General features: G+C 36.3%; 18 protein-coding genes. 5 read left to right on the plus strand and 13 right to left on the minus strand.

Annotated elements, in window-relative coordinates; translation table 11 throughout:
- Positions 1 to 740: 740 nt before the first annotated feature.
- The 4 genes from ACE1TH_RS15915 to ACE1TH_RS15930 all read right to left on the minus strand — a co-directional run bounded on the left by ACE1TH_RS15915 (position 741) and on the right by ACE1TH_RS15930 (position 3,695).
- Positions 741 to 1,772 carry a serine hydrolase domain-containing protein gene (locus ACE1TH_RS15915; protein ID WP_375079672.1) on the minus strand — a complete coding sequence of 344 codons (1,032 nt, stop codon included), beginning with the start codon at positions 1,770 to 1,772 and terminating at the stop codon, positions 741 to 743.
- Between the two features lie 227 nt (positions 1,773 to 1,999).
- Positions 2,000 to 2,932: a phosphotransferase gene (locus ACE1TH_RS15920; RefSeq protein ID WP_375079507.1), complete on the minus strand. Its 933-nt coding sequence runs from the start codon at positions 2,930 to 2,932 to the stop codon at positions 2,000 to 2,002.
- Positions 2,933 to 3,168: 236 nt separating this feature from the next.
- The gene (locus tag ACE1TH_RS15925; RefSeq protein WP_375079673.1) at positions 3,169 to 3,384 is read right to left on the minus strand and encodes a Uma2 family endonuclease; all 216 of its coding nucleotides are present in this window, start codon (positions 3,382 to 3,384) and stop codon (positions 3,169 to 3,171) included.
- A gap of 20 nt (positions 3,385 to 3,404) precedes the next feature.
- The gene (locus ACE1TH_RS15930) at positions 3,405 to 3,695 is read right to left on the minus strand and encodes a hypothetical protein (RefSeq protein ID WP_375079508.1); all 291 of its coding nucleotides are present in this window, start codon (positions 3,693 to 3,695) and stop codon (positions 3,405 to 3,407) included.
- 314 nt (positions 3,696 to 4,009) lie between these two features.
- Between ACE1TH_RS15930 and ACE1TH_RS15935 the strand changes: the two genes are divergently transcribed.
- Positions 4,010 to 4,669, plus strand: a complete 660-nt coding sequence (locus ACE1TH_RS15935; protein ID WP_375079509.1) for a hypothetical protein — start codon at positions 4,010 to 4,012, stop codon at positions 4,667 to 4,669.
- Between the two features lie 370 nt (positions 4,670 to 5,039).
- Here ACE1TH_RS15935 and ACE1TH_RS15940 read toward each other — a convergent pair whose 3' ends face one another.
- The 4 genes from ACE1TH_RS15940 to ACE1TH_RS15955 form a co-directional block, all read right to left on the minus strand.
- Positions 5,040 to 5,603, minus strand: a complete 564-nt coding sequence (locus tag ACE1TH_RS15940) for a Uma2 family endonuclease (protein ID WP_375079510.1) — start codon at positions 5,601 to 5,603, stop codon at positions 5,040 to 5,042.
- A 249-nt stretch (positions 5,604 to 5,852) separates the two neighbouring features.
- The gene (locus tag ACE1TH_RS15945) at positions 5,853 to 6,428 is read right to left on the minus strand and encodes a stage II sporulation protein M (RefSeq protein ID WP_375079511.1); all 576 of its coding nucleotides are present in this window, start codon (positions 6,426 to 6,428) and stop codon (positions 5,853 to 5,855) included.
- Positions 6,429 to 7,225: 797 nt separating this feature from the next.
- Entirely contained in the window at positions 7,226 to 7,387 is a 162-nt protein-coding gene (locus ACE1TH_RS15950) for a hypothetical protein (protein WP_375079512.1), read from the minus strand.
- Entirely contained in the window at positions 7,384 to 8,472 is a 1,089-nt protein-coding gene (locus ACE1TH_RS15955; RefSeq protein WP_375079513.1) for a response regulator aspartate phosphatase, read from the minus strand. Before ACE1TH_RS15955 ends, ACE1TH_RS15950 begins: the two co-directional genes overlap by 4 nt.
- Positions 8,473 to 8,810: 338 nt before the next feature.
- On the opposite strand from ACE1TH_RS15955, the gene ACE1TH_RS15960 reads away from it, so the two are divergent.
- Positions 8,811 to 9,005, plus strand: a complete 195-nt coding sequence (locus ACE1TH_RS15960; RefSeq protein WP_375079514.1) for a hypothetical protein — start codon at positions 8,811 to 8,813, stop codon at positions 9,003 to 9,005.
- Positions 9,006 to 9,012: 7 nt separating this feature from the next.
- Here ACE1TH_RS15960 and ACE1TH_RS15965 read toward each other — a convergent pair whose 3' ends face one another.
- The 3 genes from ACE1TH_RS15965 to ACE1TH_RS15975 all read right to left on the minus strand — a co-directional run bounded on the left by ACE1TH_RS15965 (position 9,013) and on the right by ACE1TH_RS15975 (position 13,022).
- A complete protein-coding gene (locus ACE1TH_RS15965; RefSeq protein WP_375079515.1) occupies positions 9,013 to 9,201 on the minus strand; it encodes a hypothetical protein in 189 nt (62 codons plus the stop codon).
- A gap of 59 nt (positions 9,202 to 9,260) precedes the next feature.
- Positions 9,261 to 10,085, minus strand: a complete 825-nt coding sequence (locus tag ACE1TH_RS15970; protein WP_375079516.1) for a hypothetical protein — start codon at positions 10,083 to 10,085, stop codon at positions 9,261 to 9,263.
- A gap of 561 nt (positions 10,086 to 10,646) precedes the next feature.
- Positions 10,647 to 13,022, minus strand: a complete 2,376-nt coding sequence (locus ACE1TH_RS15975; RefSeq protein WP_375079517.1) for a family 16 glycosylhydrolase — start codon at positions 13,020 to 13,022, stop codon at positions 10,647 to 10,649.
- A gap of 215 nt (positions 13,023 to 13,237) precedes the next feature.
- Here ACE1TH_RS15975 and ACE1TH_RS15980 point away from each other — a divergent pair, with 215 nt between their 5' ends.
- The 3 genes from ACE1TH_RS15980 to ACE1TH_RS15990 are packed head-to-tail and all read left to right on the plus strand — an operon-like array spanning position 13,238 to position 14,667.
- Complete coding sequence (locus ACE1TH_RS15980) at positions 13,238 to 13,813, plus strand: hypothetical protein (RefSeq protein ID WP_375079518.1); 576 nt, start codon at positions 13,238 to 13,240, stop codon at positions 13,811 to 13,813.
- A gap of 18 nt (positions 13,814 to 13,831) precedes the next feature.
- Positions 13,832 to 14,059 carry a hypothetical protein gene (locus tag ACE1TH_RS15985; protein ID WP_375079519.1) on the plus strand — a complete coding sequence of 76 codons (228 nt, stop codon included), beginning with the start codon at positions 13,832 to 13,834 and terminating at the stop codon, positions 14,057 to 14,059.
- Between the two features lie 56 nt (positions 14,060 to 14,115).
- Entirely contained in the window at positions 14,116 to 14,667 is a 552-nt protein-coding gene (locus tag ACE1TH_RS15990; protein ID WP_375079520.1) for a hypothetical protein, read from the plus strand.
- A gap of 528 nt (positions 14,668 to 15,195) precedes the next feature.
- Here ACE1TH_RS15990 and ACE1TH_RS15995 read toward each other — a convergent pair.
- A complete protein-coding gene (locus tag ACE1TH_RS15995; protein ID WP_375079521.1) occupies positions 15,196 to 15,459 on the minus strand; it encodes a hypothetical protein in 264 nt (87 codons plus the stop codon).
- Positions 15,460 to 15,626: 167 nt separating this feature from the next.
- On the minus strand, positions 15,627 to 16,172 hold the full coding sequence (locus ACE1TH_RS16000) for a hypothetical protein (protein WP_375079522.1): 546 nt from the start codon (positions 16,170 to 16,172) through the stop codon (positions 15,627 to 15,629).
- Positions 16,173 to 16,214 lie beyond the last annotated feature (42 nt).

Consider the following 16,214-nt stretch of genomic DNA (forward strand, 5'->3'; position numbering starts at 1 on the left):
ATGCTTCAACCCCTTAAATGAAAATTGATTATTTTATATATTTGGTAAGTATAAACATTATTGTATCATTTTTCTCAACTAACCTTTTTGACAAAAGGGAATCCTTAATATTAGGAAAGCTCCCGTTAGTTGTATAAATATAAGTATTACAGGTTTGGATTCTATTATTATTTTTAACAACAACTAATTAACTGATTATTCGCTTGAATCCTTATATAAAAGGAATTAAACTGGAAAAAGGAGGTGAAATTATGAAATATAAAACTATATCATTGATGATCTTTAGTGTGCTTCTATTTACTTTTTCTTTAGTCTTATACGGTATGAAGGTCTAATTAATATGGTGTGTATGATACTTTTTTCAAGCTCTACTATTGTATTTTTAATAAAAGGTATAGCAAAAGTAAAAGCTAATCAAGAAAATCAACCAAATAACCCCTTAACTTAGGTTACATATACGTTTCTTAACAAATAGTATATATGGTGTGAGTTTCTACAAAAATCCATAATAGGACCTTGGATTCCATATGTCATTTATCAATTATAAATATTCTAATAATTTATTGCGTTGTTGTTTATGTCTTTAATAATAAAATCAGTTTCTCCCCAAGATAGCTGCCTAAATTCCAAGAGGACATACCAACTCATCAGAATTAAAGAAAGTTAAAACTTCAATTATTTGATTTGGGTTTTCTAAAGTTATCTGCACTCTATCCCCTCCTGCGTCACAATTTTTACGATTATAAAGATTTATAAATCTCTCCGATAATCCCTTCTAATTGATGAACACCTAATTCCGCATTCGTCATAATAACGGCACCTTTACCTACGCTTGGATACGCTACCATCATACACTGGAAACCTACTCCCCATCCCATAGATGTAATTTCTAAATCTTTTTCAGAACCATCTAGAAATACACCTAAGCCAGTCCAGCTTTTTCCTCTTTGGCAAGTTATCATTTCTTTAGCTAAACTTTTTGAAAGACCAATTTTACTTTCTCCTTTTAGTGCATTCATTAATTCTAGGACTAATAATGCTAAATCTAGTGATGTTGTCCATAAACCTGAAGCTGCTGGATAAGGGTAGAAAGGGTATTTCCCTTCTACTAAATTACCATTTTTATTATGACCACAACTGAATTCTTTTTTATCTGTCTTAAACATCGTTATATTTAAAAAGCTACTTTCCATTCCCAACGGCTTAAATATGAACTCATTTACCACTTGATAAAACTGCATTTTCGTTACATCTTCTATTAGTTGTTGAATAATACAATAGCCTGCATCTGAATAATTGAATTCACTCTCTGGCTCGAATTGAACTTCAATGGGAACTTTACAATAATCCGATTTCCCCTCTAATAATTCAACCATTGAAAGAAGACCTTTATCTGAATTTAGTTCTGAAAAACTATCAACAGGGTCCTTAATTCCAGATTGATGACTAAGCAAGTTTCTTAAAGTAACTTTCTTATTTTTTGTATATTCATTTTCAGGCACTTTCCAAGTTACAAGTCTTTCATTTACATTTTCGTCCAGCTTAAAATACCCATCTTCTATTAACTTTATTGCTATCATTCCAGTTAAGAACTTACTAATGGAACACGCACTAAAAACTGAATCATCACGAACGTTTCTATCACTTTTAACTTCAAGTAAACCATAACTTTCTGTTACACTAATTTTCCCCTTTTCGAAAAGTGCAATACTTAAACCGTTCACATTATAAAATTCCATTCGTTCTTCAATGTTAATGTTTTTCAACTTCATCATATCCCCCTTTAAATAAATCTATAAGGAGATTATAACAAGAATGTATGTTCCTATGTATTTTTTGGAAACATATACTTATTGAATTACCCTGCCCCGTCAGCAATACAACGAAAATCCTTCTCTATAAAGAAAGCCTCGTAGTTTCCATAAACTGCGCAGTAAATTTAAACTGTCTGGTAAACAGATTAACTTAGAAGATACTCCCTATCAGTAGCTAAAGAACGTCAGGATAGATCATTCATCTGATAATTTATCCTTTGTAATTCAATCATTTTAAAATCAAGTATATTTTTTATTTCTTGTTCTGTATGCAGATCAAAAAAGAACTTTTCAATCTCCCAAGACATCATCATTGCTAAATGGTCGGAATAAAATATATAAAAGTCAGTATTAAATTGTAAGCTTGTCATGTTCAGACCTTCCTTATTGAGAAGTTCCTTACTAATTAAGATTATTTTATCAATTATATTTAGTTCATAAATATCTTGGAGTAATATAGTTATATCTCTTAAAGGGGAACTCATTGCTACCCATTCCCAATCAATGAATTTCACTTTGCCGTTATTATAGAAGATATTTTCCAGGTGTGGGTCTCCATGTGTGATGACTTTAAGTATGCTAGGGGTAAAAAGCTCTAACTGGTTATAAGCCTGTTCGATTAATTGAAACCACTCCTCTTTTACCCAATCTACTTGATTAGCCAATTTCAACAAGTTTTTTGTACATTCATGTTGCCATTCTTTTGTTAGTCTGTGATCTACAATAGAATTATTTTTAATAATATCTGGATTAATTGAATGGATAGAAATAAGGCTTTGAATAATCGTGCGTAGTTGATCTACTTTAGTAGAGCTATTTAGATTTTTCCACGATATCTTTACGGAATCCCCTAAATCATTCATTAAAATAGCTTGAGGCGTATTCTGCCAAATTTTTATAAGAGGGAAGTAATCTTTAAGATATGGAGATAAAGAATTATAGATACTAATTTCGTTATTACGTTCTTGAGCAAGTTCTTTGTAAATAAAACTTTGCTTTATTTGAGAATCACTTAGTACATGAATGCGATATACTTTCCCCGCATATAGACCCTTTATTTCTTTCAAAGCTATAATCTTAAAATTCATTGATGCTAATCGTTCTTCTAACAGATTCAAAGCGCTCACCTCTTAATTATTTATTTAAGTATTTTCTACAAAAGTAAGATGATACCTTCACTAAATGAGTTAATTTGAATTGTGTTCATACCAGACAGTATGACCATACTGCATAATAAAACGATGTATCAAAAATGTTTTGAATCACATGATACTCTCTTGCTATGAATAAACAAAAAGAACCATCCTCAAATGATTCTCATACAAATAGGTCTTTGATATGAATGTCGAGCCCTTCAAAAGATGGAAAAGAGCACATCATCGTTTGCATAGGTCCCTTCTTTTTGATAAACACCATTTTTTAAGATGAACACATCAATTGATTCGTACACTGGATCGACAATCCAATATTGATGGATTCCAGCCTTTTGATCGTGATAGAACTTGATCATCTTATCAAGTTTCAGAGTCGATTTTGAGAGGATCTCCATGGCGATATCTGGAGAGCCAATGAATCACGGTGCAAAATCAATTATCCCAGAAAAAATAAGATCAACCATAGCGCTACAAGTATCGGATATGACAAAGATAGGATTAAGGATAAGATAGGTAGAAATTTTCTTAATTCTTTTTTTAATGAAATGATTGAAAGGATAACACCCATTGCGGAAAGGGCTAGAACCATGTAATCACCGTATATGGAACCAATCATTACTACTCTTGTAGGAGTGACGAAAGTTAAAAACAAACATGCGGTGCCAATAATTAAAGCTAAATACTTTATGATGCTCCGTTTTTTCGTTAATTCATTCAATTTCTTCATCTGATTACCCTTCAAAGATTTATTAACTTGTCTATTATGAATGTTTCGTTTAAATTACCATAAATTTGATTCAGGATAAATTGTTTATCCAAACAGCAAGATCAAACTGTTTGGTAAATAGTCAACAAGAAAATACTTAAGCACTGATTATGATGCTTTTATTAAATCCCGATTCATATCTAATGTAGTCACGCACATTTATATGTCTTCAAAAGAGCATCGTTTCTTGTTTTCTCATAAATCCGCAAATGGTGTTACGCTAAATGTTCAACAACATAGTATGTACAATGATCAGATCAGAGGAGTTGTTCGTAATGAGATGTTGTTATTGCAACCAAAGAGAATGCGCATGTGGGAATATCCAATATTTTAAAAGGAATTATACTAATGATAAGGGTCTGACGGGTCCCGCTGGACAAACAGGTGCCACTGGCGCTACAGGAGCTACAGGAGTAACTGGCACTACTGGACCCACCGGCACTACTGGACCCACCGGCACTACCGGTTTAACTGGATTAACTGGTGCTACTGGATCTACAGGAGTAACAGGTCCACCATTATCCAGTGCTTATGGAAAGGTTGAAGTTTTTTTTGAACAGACAGTTGGAAATTTGCAGAATGTATTATTCACGAACTCATCAGTGGTTGCGTTTACAGAAAACGTTACGTTCAATAACGTAGATGGATTCATTATTCAGATTCCAGGAGTCTATAATGTGTCAGCAACAATCTCTTTGTCTGCTTCTCAGCTTGGACCTGTTTATTTTAATGTAGAAATTCCTGGTGTTGATCGCTTAGTTGGCACACATTATGGTCCAACAGCAGGACCACAAGTAATCGTTTCTGGTATCACAAGATTTTTGCCAGCAGGAGCAGTTATAAGATTATTAAATTTTAGCGGTCGACCCATTAATATAGGTGAGAATAATGGTGCTTTTACAACTGCACGTTTGTCCATTTTTAAGATTAACTAACTGTAAGTGTTAGCCGTTTAAAATGTTACCAAATCGTACCATAATGCCTCATTAAGACGGCCAGCAAGCTTTTTTGTTTACGATAAACGCACATAAGTAAATGGCCCAAACGTAAGTAAGACAATAAATAAGCAAGAGCGTTTACCTAGGTGATAAATGCTCTTGCTCTAATAATGTTTCGTTAGAATCTCAGTTAGTTCTCCACCTGTTAAAAAACCTGCCCAACTAATGAAAGCTCCCATAGACAGTGCCCATAATAGTAACGCCATACCTATTATGGCGAATCCAACTTTATAGTCTAGCTATGGGCGTGATCTACTGAGTCTTCTCTCCTTTATGACAAACAAAAAGAACCATCCGCAGATGATCCTCATACAAATAGGTCTTTCATATGAATGTCGAACCCTTCAAACGATGGTACCGAGAGCACATCATCGTTTGCATAGGTCCCTTCTTTTTGATATACACCATTTTTTAAGATGAACACATCAATGGATTCGTACACTGGATCGACAATCCAATATTGATGGATTCCAGCCTTTTGATAGTGATGGAACTTGATCATCTTATCAAGTTTCAGAGTCGATTTTGAGAGGATCTCAATTGCGATATCTGGAGAGCCAATGATCTTATTTGCCTTCCTTTTATCAGGGTCACAGACAACGATCAGATCAGGTTTTACCCATTCCGTAATCTTCTTTTCATCTTCTTCATCCGTTAAACATACATCTAATTCATAATAAGCTTTGCATGTCTTCCCTCTTAAAAACGAACCAAACTCAACAGATAATTGCATCGCAATCTCTTGGTGCTTCACATTAGGAGATGGGGACATATTATAGATCGTACCATCAATCACTTCAAATTGTGTATCTTCATTTAAGTCTTGATATTGCTTGTACGTATACGTGTTTTTCTTTTGAGGTATGCTCATGATACACCTCCCTTGACTTTACTTTATTATACCTTACTTGCAGATAAGAACAAACTTAACAGAAGAGACGGATTCCGGATTCCTTATAGAACGTCTTATGCTTTCTTGAATATGGAAAGTTGGTATACAGATTCAAGTCCTTTTTAAAGAAATGTACGACAAGGACTTCAAACCAAGAGCTTTTTTTACATGCCGGAAGAATGTACAATAAGAGAACTGTTCTTTGCTTTAACGCTGTAAAATGATTATTCAAACAAGTAATGGCGTAATAAACGCTTCTATTACAGCAGCAAACACTAAGACAGGCAAAACTAGAACAAGGTACCCAAGAAAGAACATCTTCATGTTCTTCCAAATCGAGACTTGTTCCTTTTTCTCCTTTCTGAACAAATTGGTCAACCATCGAGTAATAGATCGATTTAATTGGTACAAGAGCGACGCAACCAAACAAAACCCTAAAAACTCAACAAAAATGTGAGGTACAATTCCCATCAAAATATCGGAGAACACAAGCTCTTCACTCCTTAGTGCCATAGGTAAATACAACACCAACCCTACTGAAATACTCGTTGATACGAGATTAAATACATATAGAAACGGAATAGGAATAAGCGCGAATAGAAACATCTGCATAGGAACGTAGACCCCATTATTGACTACATAAAGCCAAAACCGCTCCCACTGAGAGTGATCACTCTCACTACCACCTGATGCAAGTGAGCCAAATAATGATTCAAAATCAGGGCTAACGAAAGCAGCAACGATAAACGTGATGAAGATTACGATAAGAGTAAATAAAAAGAAATAGCCCGCTCTTTTAAACAAAGCTTTAGTAAAAATAAGATTCATGAAGACCTCACTTTCCAATAACAAGATCAATTTAAGACAAAACTGAAAAACAACATACGCGACTACCTCTTAATGCCACTTGCAACACCCTTTTTAAATAAACGATGATAAAAAAGGAGCATAAAGATCCCCCCTATCAAGCCCATTTGAATGAAAAGCAAAAGAATGAAAAACAATTCAGAAGAGCACAAAGGCAAGACCAGAAAGGAGCGTGAGTACAATCCGCCCCATCTCTCCTACCTTCTTCATCCAGTTTAAGTCATAAGCAGGGTGTTTCTTTCTAACGTCTATGAAAAAGGAAAATTTTTACAAAATATTCATTCGGGTAAAATACCTATAAGAAAGGAGGAGTTGAGATTGGATTGGACACAAATAACCATTACGTTTTTGCTCATTTATTCAATAACCATCACGCTCTTATTTCTTACTAAAACCAAGAAAAAACCATGAACATTTGATCGAACAAGACTTCCCAGCAGGTTTAAATTCTTCAATAAATGAATAGAAACAGCAAAAAACAACCAGAAGGACTCTGGTTGTATCAAAATGGACCTTCAAACGAGTTAAACGTAACCATTCTCTCCTCTTCCTTTTGTTTGGATCTCAGCCAAAGCTTCAGATACAGAGTTACCCTGTGTCACTGTTGACGATTCCTTTATTCCAAACATGCAAGTAAGTGAACTTAAAACAAACAGAGCAGTTAGCACGGAAGGTATTTCACTAAAAATAAACGGTTCTACCAATCAAACATTTATTGTTTAGATGATAGATCCTCAATCATAACCAGTTTCATTCTTATTATTTGTTTGAAACTCACCTGACACTTCCATAAGCCCACTAACTTGATTTAGAGCTGTGGTCCCATTATTCTCTATAGAATAATTGAATAAACTTACAATAAACAAAGCAGTTATCATTGAAGTGAATTTTTTCATGCTTGATCAACTCCTAAAATATTTTTACTTTTCATCTCTTTTATATAATCAGCGAAATATGCAACCGTCTTCAAGTCTCCATTTTCTTCGTAATGTTCTGATATTTCCTCCCCCATAGCTCGACATTCATTGAAATACTCATTAGACTCTAATACTTCTAATCCTTGTTCAATAAGTGAATAATCATCCTCCAAATAAAGACCACGACAAATCATTAATTTTGCGATTATCTCACTATTACCTTTATTATGTAATTCATCCTCAAGTTTTTCAAGTCCCTCGGTATAGTTTCCCAACCTCATTTGTAAATTTATTAGATGATACTTAGCTTTATAATAAACAACTGAGGATTGAAATTCTTGAATTTCAGCAGCTCGCATAAAGTATTCAATAGCGTTACCATATTCTTTCTTTGTTATTTTATTAACCCCTATATTGTAATTCGTTATGGCATAATTATAGGGATAAGGTACAGTGTCAATCAATAACTCATTATAGATTGCTCCAGCTTTTTCATGCTGATGAAGCTCACTATAGATACCTGATAAAATATGCTTACAGGTAAAAACGTTAATAATATAGCTTGGGTCTTTCTCAAAAATTTCCAAAGCCTGTTCAATATAGGAAAAAGCGAACGTATATTGATCAATATGGTAATAACTAATCCCCAGTTTCTGATAAAATTCCGCTTTTTCCACAGGATCATTTACTTTTTCAATAAGCCTTTCAGCAACTTTGTACGTACGTATCGCTGACTTATAGCGCTTGTGATAAAATTCATTCCTTCCCCAAACATAGTAATACATGAATTTCAAGTAATCATCGGACTGACTTGCAATGTTTTCTAAGATTGTTACATCCAAATTTGCTTTTGCTTCAGCGGGTGACACTTTCAACATTAATAAATCATATTGCATCGAAACCAGTTGATAATAAGCCAGCATCTTATCATCGGGTTCCATATTAACGATCATCAAATCTACCTCTGGCTTTAACTTTTTTGCTTGTTTGACGTCTTTTGTAATAATGCAACTGTACCATTCCACGATCCTCTGCCCGACATCCTCGACCGCTAAAGCTTTCATAGACACCCTCATTTCGTTATCTCTTTTTAATATCCATTATACAGGAAATTACAGGAAAATTAACACTTTTCATGTTGGGAAAATGATTTGGTGCAGACGTAGAGGATGTGTATGTTTTTGTCGGATTTTGTTGAATGACTACATCGATACTAGGTGAATAATTAATGAAAAAAGTTTAGTTACTCTCTACTATAAAGAAGTAAGATTGTATCACCATGAATGTTTACAATCGCATATAATCGCCTAGACTTGTTGATGCAGCTGTCTCACTGATCATCTCAGATTATTGACTTCTAATTCTAGGAGACGCTGCATAATAGTCTGATAGAGGTGAGTAGATGAAAAACCTAAATCGAAAAGGCGTTCTTGCAGAAAAAAACCGTATACATAATACGCCAAAAAAAGATCGACCACCTATTGAATTGTATACAGATGTAGAGATGGAATATGCGGCTAAATTTACAAAAGCAGATAAAAAACTTCTTGATAAGATGCGCAAAGAATTTGGAGTAAAAAAGAAACAAAAAAGCTAGAGCCACGTTAACGCGCTCCAGCTTTTTCGTTTGTTTTATGCGTGCGACGACCGTACATATTAATATAAGTCTGTTCATCTTCATTTATAACCGGTAATTGAAAATCCGGACGTTCTTTCCGTGGCTTGTCGGAGTTGAAAAGCTTGCGTACGTTCGCACGACCTCTTGCTTTCTGTTCAGCTGATAAATGTTTCATAGCATCGCCTCCTAATAATCACAGTATATAATACTATTAATAAGTTGTCAGCTAGTTTGCTAGACTTCGTCATTTAAAACAGAGACGGAGTAGGCATAATCATAAGCAGTCCTAGCCGAGTTGGCCAATCCTTTACAAAAGTGAATATCGTGCTGATCAAATACTTTTGTAGGTGAGGAGATAACGATATACAGTGGCGGGGATTCTTCATCAACTATTGATTTAACATAGACGAGAATTTGATTTTTGTAACCTTTTCTAAAGTCAAGATCATCATTATTTATTTCTGAAACATGACCTGATTCAGCAATCTCTTTTTTATTCTTAAGTTCTATTCTAACATCGCGACTAGCCATCATCCTTTTTCTAGTTTCAAAGATTTGATGAGAGACATCTACTTTTGCTTCGCCGTATACTTCAGAAATGGCGATAGTAAAGACTTCATTAAAATAATTTGCAATTCCACCAGAATCGTAAGCACTGTCTGTTTCTGCCTCAAATGCATCACGACTATTAAATTGAGCTAAGTATTTTATTGTCCCTGAAGAAATAGCAAGACTTTTAAACTCTTCTTTTTGCTGCTCTTCTCCTTCAAAAGAAATGCTTCCAAGGGAAAGCTTATTAATCCTCATGAGAGTAATTGGCGTTAGGATGAATAACGCCATAACGACCAACTGATAGAACGTGTGCTCAACCAAAGCCTGATTGAAAGTAGATGAAAAAATAATATCAATAAACCCGTCACTATTTTGATAGGCATCAAATGAAGGAAAGAGTTCTGAAAGGGAGCCTGTCCCATAAATAAGTCTAATTAGGAAAGTGACAAAATTAATAGCAGATAAAGTCATTAATGTGCCGAGTGCAAAATTTTTATTAGTGGCCATCTCTAATTCTCCATACTGTATTTTCAATTATACTCATCTTTCGTCGAGCTTTCTAACCTAAAATCGATTGAGCGTGTAAAGGATAACTTTTCGCGTTTCATTGGTTAATTTGTTCCCCAAATAAACCCAATCCTCCACATCAGATTCGAGCGCTTCTAAAATAGCTTGCATGATATGAAGGTCGGAAATCGCTTTGATATTTTCAAACTTTTTACTATATGAGTGAGACATTCTCACCTTATCTGTCAGGTCTTGGACTGTTAAACCTCTTGCTTTCTCGAAACCTTCTCATCATTTTATCAACGAGTAAATTTTCCACATCGTCACCCTTTTGATAAACTAGATAAACCGTCTATTAGATAATTGTACGACAAAAAGGAAATAATATCCATAAAAGACACTCAACTAAAAGAGATATATACTCATGAAGAATGAAGTAATAGTAACTAATTTACGGGATAGCCACACATAAAGCATTAGATGCTCTTGTTTTTAAGTCTCGCTTTAAACTGTTAAAAAAGAACCGCTGCGACGCAGCGGTTTTTCATCTATCCTCTATCCTCATTTCACTTCTTCTACCTCAACTAAGCGGACATTGTCTAGTTCCATATCATATGGCACCGCTAGTTGCGCATCTCCTGCTCGTCTGCCAAATCCAAACATGAGGCTGTAATCGCCATTTTCGTCTACTTCAATAATCGCTTCATGCGTCTCCATTTCCCTTCCAATTGAATGTCGGTTCACACCTGATTGACTGCCGACTAATTCTGTATTAAGGAAGCGCGGGGAATCTGACCGCATGTCAAATGCCAATCTGTACACACCTTCTGGCACTTCTAGGTTCTGAAATAGCTGGATGTGCCACCATTCCCACCCGACTTGCTGAACCGTTGTTCGCAAGGTTTCTTGTTCAATTGAGAAATCAGCTAAACCTGCCCAGCCTTCATACCAACCTTGGTTGTGGATATTCCACGTGTCCGACAATTGGTCAGGCTTACCAAGTTCTGTTGTTTCCGTAAAAGCGCCATCTCGCACTAAGTCCTCTCCTATTTCAATCCACTCACGATCGTCTGGTTCACCTGGCTGTGGATAATTGGCTCCGACTTCTTCATACACACGCACATAATCCACAAGGACTTCACCAGGAAATTCGGTTGTCGCGTCTGGCTCACCACCGTACCAGCCACCAACGGCTAAATTCAAAATTAGAAAGAATTCTTGATCAAACGGTGCTGGATACTCGCCGTTATCGGAATGCCAATCCGTTAATCTTGTATACAAATTTCCGTTTACATACCAGCGAAGTTCCCCTGGCTCCCATTCTACGCTATATACATTAAAGTCTGTGGTGAACTGCCCTTCTGGAAAACGATAGGCCCCACCTGAATATTGATTGTTCGGCCATTGACCACCGTAATGAATTGCAGCCCCCACTTCGTCAGTTTCAGAACCACGGTTTTCCATAATATCAATTTCCCCTGATAGCGCCCATCCACCGTAAAGATCTTCTTCAGGCATCATCCAAAAAGCTGGCCAGTACCCTTGACCTTCTGGCAACTTCATTCGTGCTTCAAATTTTCCGTATGCCTGGCTGAATAAGCCATTCGTTTGCACTTTACCTGACGTAAAGTCATACGTCCCATGCTCATCCTTAACCGTTTCTTCCTCAGCACGAAGAACAAGATTTCCGTCTCTTAGTTCAACATTCTCTTCTTGATAGTATTGGGATTCATTGTTTCCCCATCCAGGAAAGTAGTCGCCTCCTGAATAAAACCCATTGCCCGTGTCAATATTCCATTTAGAACGGTCTAGTTCCGATCCTTCAAACTCATCATTCCAGACCATTTCCCACTCTCTGTCGGGTTCGTTATCGCCAATCCCGCCAATTCTTTGAATGGATATATTGTCAAACGTAATGGTATGTGGGCGATTTTCTGTCTCGTTTTCCCCATTTTGAACATTCCCTAATAAAAACATCAGCTGTAGCTCGCTTTCCTGAAACAAGGAAAACTCGATTCGTTTCGTATCCGTATTCGTATCGACATCAAAAGCATGTTTCGGATTGTTGGACAAGCCATTAAGCTCCACTTCAATCGGACGCGCCATTGTTGAAGACACATCAAAGCTCAATTCATAGACACTTCCACCTGCAAGAGAGATCCCCTCTTGAAACAATTGATTCGACCAGCTAATGGGGATGTTCCAATCAGGATGCATCCCGGCAATCTGATGGATCTCCATGTTCCCTGCTTCATTTTCTACGGAGAATGTGGACTGTCCACCTTCCCCATCCCACGTATCCCAATATTCTGTTCCCTCAGAAAAATCGCCGTTCCGCACAAGATTTTCACCTGTGATTGGTGATTCAACGCTATTTTGTTCAAGCTGATACGGCAGCTGCAAGTTTGAAGCAAGTTCTGCCGCATTCACTTTGATCTCTGCATCGCCATTCCCAAACCGCATCGAGATTTCAATCTGTATCCGGCCGTTTTCAAATGCTCGATACGCATCTCCCTCCACGTGAACCAATTCTCTCGTAAACTGTTCATACGACCCTTCCTCTAAAACCCCATCCGTTGCGATTAAATCCGTTTCCTCGACCCGATCCCATTGTCCATCCCCATTAAAATCATAGGAAACCCGTGCATCAATTCCAATACCGACAGCCGTTCCATTTAAAAATAAATCTGCAACTGCTGTACCGCTTCCATCATACGACCCACTTAGATTTTGGATGGTGTAGACATTCCCCTCCCCGTTTGCAGGGATCGTATCTGCCTTTAACCCCGTTCCTTGAACACTCGACAATGCACGTTCGCCCTCCTCTTCTACTAAATAAAGAGTATCGAAAAGAGTCGAAGCTTGTGTGTTGCTACTCGCTGCTGTAGGAATAAACAATAAAGCCACTAAAAAAACGAACAACCACTTTCGTTTCATACCAACGCCTCCCTTTTAAATGTCTTATAAAAGCGCTTACATAAATGAACTCGTTCAACGAAAGCGCTTTCGTTAACGGTATCCTAGTTCTATGAAACTTTCAATTGGGAAAATGAAACCAACACAACAAATAGCCGATAAAATTGGAACAACCCTAAGCATTCTGTTAAAATAGGGAAATTGAAAAGGAACGTTTAATAGAGGAGCATTTATATATGAGGAAACACGCGTTACCTGTCTTATTCATGCCACTGTTTTTACTCTTGAACGCATGTACAGATGCTTCAGAAGAAGACGCGGTACATATCCCTTATGAAAACGGGACTGAAGCAGTACCCACTCATGAGATACGCACAGACCAAGGCGTCACGTTTCATTTTGGTGAAAATTATGAGCTGAGCGATGAAGAACTTATTATCACGAACACCTCACTTATTACCCATAAAGAAAAAGAAGTTCAAATCGCTGTAACCAAATACAACGTACACAATATGATTGAAGAAGATATAATTGATGAAGATATGGATTATTTTGAGCAAGGGAATTTTTTTGCTGATCATGACTACCTTGAGGTTGATGTAGACACAAATGTTTTCCCGAACCTATCGAATATAGATGTTTATGAGAGAAATGATAACTTATTTACAGGATTGATCTTGTATAAAGGTTTAAATGAAGAAGAGTTTCTTTATGTTGAGACTACGATGGCACCTGATCACTTCACAGACGATTTCAAAACAGAATTACTAGCTTTTTTTAATACGATTGAAAGAAATGAAGAAAACGAATAGATAAGAGGTGTGAAACGAATGGAAGTGTTCATGTTATGGATTGCACTCATTGTAGCGATCGTATTCCTAGCTGCTATTTTTAAAAAGAATCAACTACGTCGAAAAGAAGATGAGAAAATTTTAGCAGAAGCGAATGCTTACAGGAAAAAAGTTGAACAAAATCTAGAGGAAATTAGAGCAGACCAAAAACGACTACTGGAAGAAATACAAGACTTAAAAGCAAACAAAGATCATTCGAATCGATGAATGATCTTTTTCCATAAGGCTTTCCAAAGTCAAATACAGATTGGAGGAAGGTTTCTATGAAGAAACAAGCATTAACTGTCTTACTCATACCATTAATTTTGATTTTGTCTGCATGTACAGGTGCTTCAGAAGACACCAGTAATGATGTTGTGCTCGTCCCCTACGAAGACGGAACTGAAGAAGTACCCACTCATGAGATACGCACAGACCAAGGAGTTACGTTTCAATTTGGGAAAGAGTATGATCCTGAAGTAGAAGGTCTTCGAGAAGACGCATCGATCTTTCATCATAAAGAAGAAGACATTAGTGTGCTTGTTCAGAGAGGAGAACATAGCCAAAATCAAAATCGATTTAAAGACATTAATCACCATGAATATTTTACTTCCTCCTATGATTATGTAGAAATGGACACACAGCCTTTTGAACAATTAAATCAATTTGGATTTTACAAGTTGCCTACGACGGGGCATACGTTAATTGTCATGTTTAAGGACTTAAATGAGCAAGAATTCCTTATTGTTTCAATTGATGTGTATGTGGAAAGTCTGCCCGATAATTTAAGAACCGAACTATTAGCTTATTTGAATACGATTGAGATTGAAGAATGACTGGGCCAAGTATGTGAAGTTCCGTTTTAAAGATTTCTATAAAGGGAGGTGCATGCACAATGGAGTCTAAAAAAGTTTATTTAATCAGGATAAAGATCCTTACATATGCTTCCCTTGTGAATGGAATCATTTGTTTATTACTGAAATCCTTAAAAAACTCTTATCATTTTCCCTTAGAGAACATACACAATTAAAATTAAAAATGTCATTAATAGTACGTAAAAAATCGAGGGTAGCGCAAATAAAATATAAATAACCAATAGCCAGGAACGTTCAATAAAAAACATTCCAGCAATTGTAATGAAACAGAATAAAAACATTAAAGCAACAGAAGGAACAGGAAAATTTATAACGAGTAAAACGTTGACCACTGTAGCTAAAGCACCTACACCAAAAGCGATATACGATTTTAACTTTAACTTCTTAAAGATACTAACCACGACCTTAATAAGGTTTTAATTCTCGATTTTAAGCCCTTCTTTTCATCCAAAAATAGCGCATTCTAGAGGGCTCACGCCCGTAGAGCTATTAAAACAGTGACCTTATTAAACCAACCAAGTACACGTTTACAGAAACATGTAGTGGTCCGTCTCTAAAAATCATGAAGATCATTCCGATGTAAAGTAAAAACAGAACAGTAGGAATCGTAAGGAGGATACCAATAACTAGTAAGTTGGACCACTCAATAAAGAAGATACAGGCAATTGTAACAAGACCAAGTAGCAAGTTAATAAAAATTGATTCAACAGTGCCAACTGTTGTGAATACGAAATAGTTTAATAATGTAGACAAGATTAATGTAGCGAATGCAATATAGGATCTACTACTTAAATTTAATATCTTTATCACGCCTTTTATAAGTTTTTAGAATCTGCACGATTCAAAGATCTTATTTACAAAAGCATCTGCAATTTACGCTTCCTTCCATCATATTCGGATTAACGAGAGTCCCCTAACCGTTACTGAAAGACATCTTCAACGATAATTCCGTCATCGACTCGTTCTTCGTTCTCATCAAGAGGAGCCTCAACGATGAAGTCGACTTGCTCAATTTCATTAGAAGGAATCGTTTTTAAAGGGAAATACATTCTTCTGTTAATTAATCTCTCAGTAATCAAATCCATTCTAACAGTATTGCTAACATGAAGTTCAATCTCTTCTAACGTTTCTTCCCCATTGATCTTCACTTTAAAATGATTTGTATCAAAGGCCAGTTCTTCATTCGTCACCTCCGAAGTAAGATCAAAATCGACATAGATGTAAGAATCCTCAGGTGAATCAAGCCCATCAACGATAAACGATACGTGCCATTCAACATCTAACACACTCATTTCCTTTATTGAAAGCCATACGGGTCCTGTTTCAAATTCTCCTAAATCAGATGCTTCCTTCCAGACCTGCGTTGTGGCTTGTTCTGTTTCGTCTATTCGCAACGGTTCTCTCTCCGCTGACTGATTACATGCGGCAAGGAATACTAACGCAACAGGAATTAAATAAAATCTCATTTCTGCACCTCCTCAGAAGCTCTCTTGACAGCACGTTTCTTT

The organism is Shouchella sp. JSM 1781072 (genome assembly GCF_041949915.1).
In the GTDB taxonomy this organism is placed as follows: Bacteria; Bacillota; Bacilli; order Bacillales; family Bacillaceae_D; genus Shouchella.

Coding starts and splice junctions, on each gene's coding strand:
- ACE1TH_RS15950 (WP_375079512.1), bottom strand. CDS start 7,387: ATGAAAAAATTCACTTCAATGATAACTGCTTTGTTTATTGTAAGTTTA.
- ACE1TH_RS15935 (WP_375079509.1), top strand. CDS start 4,010: ATGAGATGTTGTTATTGCAACCAAAGAGAATGCGCATGTGGGAATATC.
- ACE1TH_RS15970 (WP_375079516.1), bottom strand. CDS start 10,085: ATGGCCACTAATAAAAATTTTGCACTCGGCACATTAATGACTTTATCT.
- ACE1TH_RS15980 (WP_375079518.1), top strand. CDS start 13,238: ATGAGGAAACACGCGTTACCTGTCTTATTCATGCCACTGTTTTTACTC.
- ACE1TH_RS15985 (WP_375079519.1), top strand. CDS start 13,832: ATGGAAGTGTTCATGTTATGGATTGCACTCATTGTAGCGATCGTATTC.
- ACE1TH_RS15990 (WP_375079520.1), top strand. CDS start 14,116: ATGAAGAAACAAGCATTAACTGTCTTACTCATACCATTAATTTTGATT.
- ACE1TH_RS15965 (WP_375079515.1), bottom strand. CDS start 9,201: ATGAAACATTTATCAGCTGAACAGAAAGCAAGAGGTCGTGCGAACGTA.
- ACE1TH_RS16000 (WP_375079522.1), bottom strand. CDS start 16,172: ATGAGATTTTATTTAATTCCTGTTGCGTTAGTATTCCTTGCCGCATGT.
- ACE1TH_RS15975 (WP_375079517.1), bottom strand. CDS start 13,022: ATGAAACGAAAGTGGTTGTTCGTTTTTTTAGTGGCTTTATTGTTTATT.
- ACE1TH_RS15915 (WP_375079672.1), bottom strand. CDS start 1,772: ATGAAGTTGAAAAACATTAACATTGAAGAACGAATGGAATTTTATAAT.
- ACE1TH_RS15955 (WP_375079513.1), bottom strand. CDS start 8,472: ATGAAAGCTTTAGCGGTCGAGGATGTCGGGCAGAGGATCGTGGAATGG.
- ACE1TH_RS15960 (WP_375079514.1), top strand. CDS start 8,811: ATGAAAAACCTAAATCGAAAAGGCGTTCTTGCAGAAAAAAACCGTATA.
- ACE1TH_RS15930 (WP_375079508.1), bottom strand. CDS start 3,695: ATGAAGAAATTGAATGAATTAACGAAAAAACGGAGCATCATAAAGTAT.
- ACE1TH_RS15940 (WP_375079510.1), bottom strand. CDS start 5,603: ATGAGCATACCTCAAAAGAAAAACACGTATACGTACAAGCAATATCAA.